The sequence below is a fragment of the Devosia sp. Root105 genome (assembly GCF_001424865.1).
GTDB lineage: Bacteria > Pseudomonadota > Alphaproteobacteria > Rhizobiales > Devosiaceae > Devosia_A.
Window position 1 is genome coordinate 1 of record NZ_LMCR01000014.1, and the last position, 2,713, is coordinate 2,713.

Below are 2,713 nucleotides of genomic sequence, written 5' to 3' on the forward strand. Positions count from 1 at the left end.
AGCAACGACCCCACCAGCTTGCTGCCGGCGCCGTAGCGAAAGCCACCGACCACGCAATCCGCCGTCCGGATCCGCTTGATCTTCAGCAGCTCACGCTCCGTTGACCAGCGGCGTTCCATGCCGGAATCCCCGGCGGTGCTCCTATCGCCCCCTCGCCCCTCTGGGGAGAGGGCGGGGTGAGGGGTAGCCAAGCGCACGAAATGTCGGGGACAAGGTTGTCGCCGTGCCATTGCGGTGTTCGCTGGAGTACCGCATACGTTATCAGCTGGTCGCCTGGCGCCCCTCACCCTGACCCTCTCCCCCCGGGAGCGCTATCGCGCCCCTAGGAGGGGCGAGGGGACGCACTTTGCACTGACGGTGCGGACAACCACCGGGACAACGCCCCGAGCAACTCATTCCGAGACGTTCCACCGCCCCGCCTGCGTCATCCTGCATCGGTCCGGACGTTCCGAGCCGCGCCCAACCGACATCCTTGCCGGCGCTGCCGTGGCAAATCGGCGCGGCGAGGGGCCGCTCGGCGAGCCGGTTTTTCTTCAGGTCAGATTTTTGCAGTCATAGACGGTTGCAGTCTCGCCTGGCGTAAGGTCACTCGGTGCGTCGCGCTCTGCGATGATGTTCTGGTGGAGCGGAGGGAATTCAAATGCTGACCGATAGCGAAGATCTCGGCACTCTCTCGGCCCTCGGTGCTCCTGACCCCCCGTTGCTCGGAGAGGGCGGCGAAGCGAGGGTCTATGCTCTCGGCCATCGGCAGGTGTTGCGCCTGATGCGGCCCGGTGCTTCGCTTACCCAGCAGCGTGTCCGCGCCGAACTGCTGGCGGAAATCGCAGCCGGCCGCGGCGCCATAGCCTTTGCGACGCCGGAGGTCGAGCGCCTGGTCGAGATTGACGGCCGGGTCGCGGTCATCGAGCGCCGGCTGCCGGGCATTCCGTTCTCGCAGGCTTTGTCCGAGGCGCAGGGCGCCGAGCGGCAGCAGCTACTACTGAGCTATCTGGAGGCAGCCAGCCAGATTGGCGATATTGCGATCAAGAGAGATTTCTTCGGCGATCTTGGTTCGGAGCGCGCCATTCGACGGCCGAGCTATCGGGACTATCTGCAGGCGCGGCTGGAGATGACGCGCTCGCTGCCGGGGCCCCTCAGTCATTTGCCGATTACAGACCTCGATGGGATCCCGGACTGTTCGTCCGGGGCGTTCGTGCATTTCGATCTCTTTCCCGGCAATGTCCTGGTCGAGGCGGGGCGCGTCAGTGCGGTGATTGATTTCGGCGCGACATCGATGATTGCCGATCGCCGCCTGGATTGCTGGTCGGCCGTTGCCTATCTCGATGCGGAACTGTCCCCAGAAGCCAACCTGGAGGATCGCGCCCTAGCCCTGCACTGGCTGGAGCAACGGGGATTCGGGGCAGAGTTCGCTGCCGCCAAACGGTGGATCGCCAGCTACTGGTGTTTCGCCTTTGATGATCCGAAGGTGAGCGCCTGGTGCACGCGAGTGCTGGCGCCATAGAACGAACAGCGGCTCGGTTCGCTCGAGGATGCGCCCGCGGGGGAGACACTGCGCGACAGGGCTGTCAGCGATGAGTGTCAGTCTCCGGATCGTGCCGTTCCATAATGCACCTTATGCGCGGCGCTTGCCTTGAGGCGATCGTGACCTATATGGTCATGATAGTCATTTCTGGAGTGTCGTGGTGAGCAAGCAGAACTCCGTCCATGAGTGGACCGTGGCATCGGCCAAAGCACATTTGTCCGAGGTGATTTCCCGCGCGCAGGATGCGCCGCAGACCATTACCCGGAACGGCAAGGCCAGCGTGGTGATCGTTTCGATCGAGGAATGGCAGCACAAGAGCCAGCGGCAGGGGAGCCTCGCGAGCTTTCTCATGCAGTCGCCGCTCGCCGGCGCCGGGCTCGAGCTCGAGCGCGACGATGATGGCGGCCGGGATCTGCCGTTGTGAACTATCTGCTCGATACCAACGTGCTGTCCGAGCCGCAGCGGCCGCGGCCGGACCGGCAGGTGATGGCCTGGCTCGACCAGGTCGATGAGGATCGCACCTATCTGAGCGTCATCACGGTGGGGGAGATCGCGCGCGGTGTCGAGCTGCTCGACGACGGCAGGCGGAAAGCGGCGCTCCGGCATTGGCTCGATGCCGATCTTCCCGCCCGCTTCGGCGCACGCCTGTTGCCGATCGACCGGGAGACGGCGCTCGTCTGGGGCGGAGTGATGGCCGGCGCCAGGGCTGCGGGTAAGGGGTTGGGGGTGATGGATGCGTGGATCGCGGCTTCAGCCCTGCGCCATGGGCTGACGCTCGTGACGCGCAACACCAAGGATTTTGCCGGGCTCGAGGTCGAACTGCTGGATCCATGGACCGCGGCATAGGTCGCTCTCTCCCGTCAGGGGAATCGGCGAGACACCCTCGATTCCCTGAGCTGTCCCGGCGTTCGGTGGAAAGCTCTGCCGTGCCCGCCTGCACTCCGACAGGCTCTCCTGCAGCGCCCAGGTCGGCGAAAGCCCTGGAAACCGGGCGTTTTCAGCATCTCTCCACACGCCGGCACGATGTCGGCGAAAGATTCGTCATCTTTCGTTCATGAGGGGTGTTGACAGGAAATGGGGCTGCCCGTATACACCGCCTCGCTGACGACGCCGAGCACTAGCTGCTCCCACTGATCAGCGATTACTGAAAGGGCAGAGCTGCTGCCGGGCAACCGGAAGTAGGTTTTTGTT

3 protein-coding genes are annotated in these 2,713 nt (G+C 64.5%); all 3 read left to right on the top strand.

Annotation, left to right across the window (positions count from 1 at the left end; translation table 11 throughout):
* Positions 1–640: 640 nt before the first annotated feature.
* The 3 genes from ASC68_RS13360 (at position 641) to ASC68_RS13370 (ending at position 2,368) form a co-directional block, all read left to right on the top strand.
* Positions 641–1,501: an aminoglycoside phosphotransferase family protein gene (locus ASC68_RS13360; RefSeq protein ID WP_055879976.1), complete on the top strand. Its 861-nt coding sequence runs from the start codon at positions 641–643 to the stop codon at positions 1,499–1,501.
* A gap of 181 nt (positions 1,502–1,682) precedes the next feature.
* Positions 1,683–1,946 carry a type II toxin-antitoxin system Phd/YefM family antitoxin gene (locus tag ASC68_RS13365; RefSeq protein ID WP_248310541.1) on the top strand — a complete coding sequence of 88 codons (264 nt, stop codon included), beginning with the start codon at positions 1,683–1,685 and terminating at the stop codon, positions 1,944–1,946.
* Positions 1,943–2,368, top strand: a complete 426-nt coding sequence (locus ASC68_RS13370) for a type II toxin-antitoxin system VapC family toxin (RefSeq protein WP_055879980.1) — start codon at positions 1,943–1,945, stop codon at positions 2,366–2,368. The genes ASC68_RS13365 and ASC68_RS13370 overlap by 4 nt, the downstream gene beginning before the upstream one ends.
* The last annotated feature ends 345 nt before the right edge of the window (positions 2,369–2,713 follow it).

Bases quoted from the DNA above. Each gene is read 5' to 3' on its own strand.
- ASC68_RS13360 (WP_055879976.1), top strand. From the start codon at position 641: ATGCTGACCGATAGCGAAGATCTCGGCACTCTCTCGGCCCTCGGTGCT.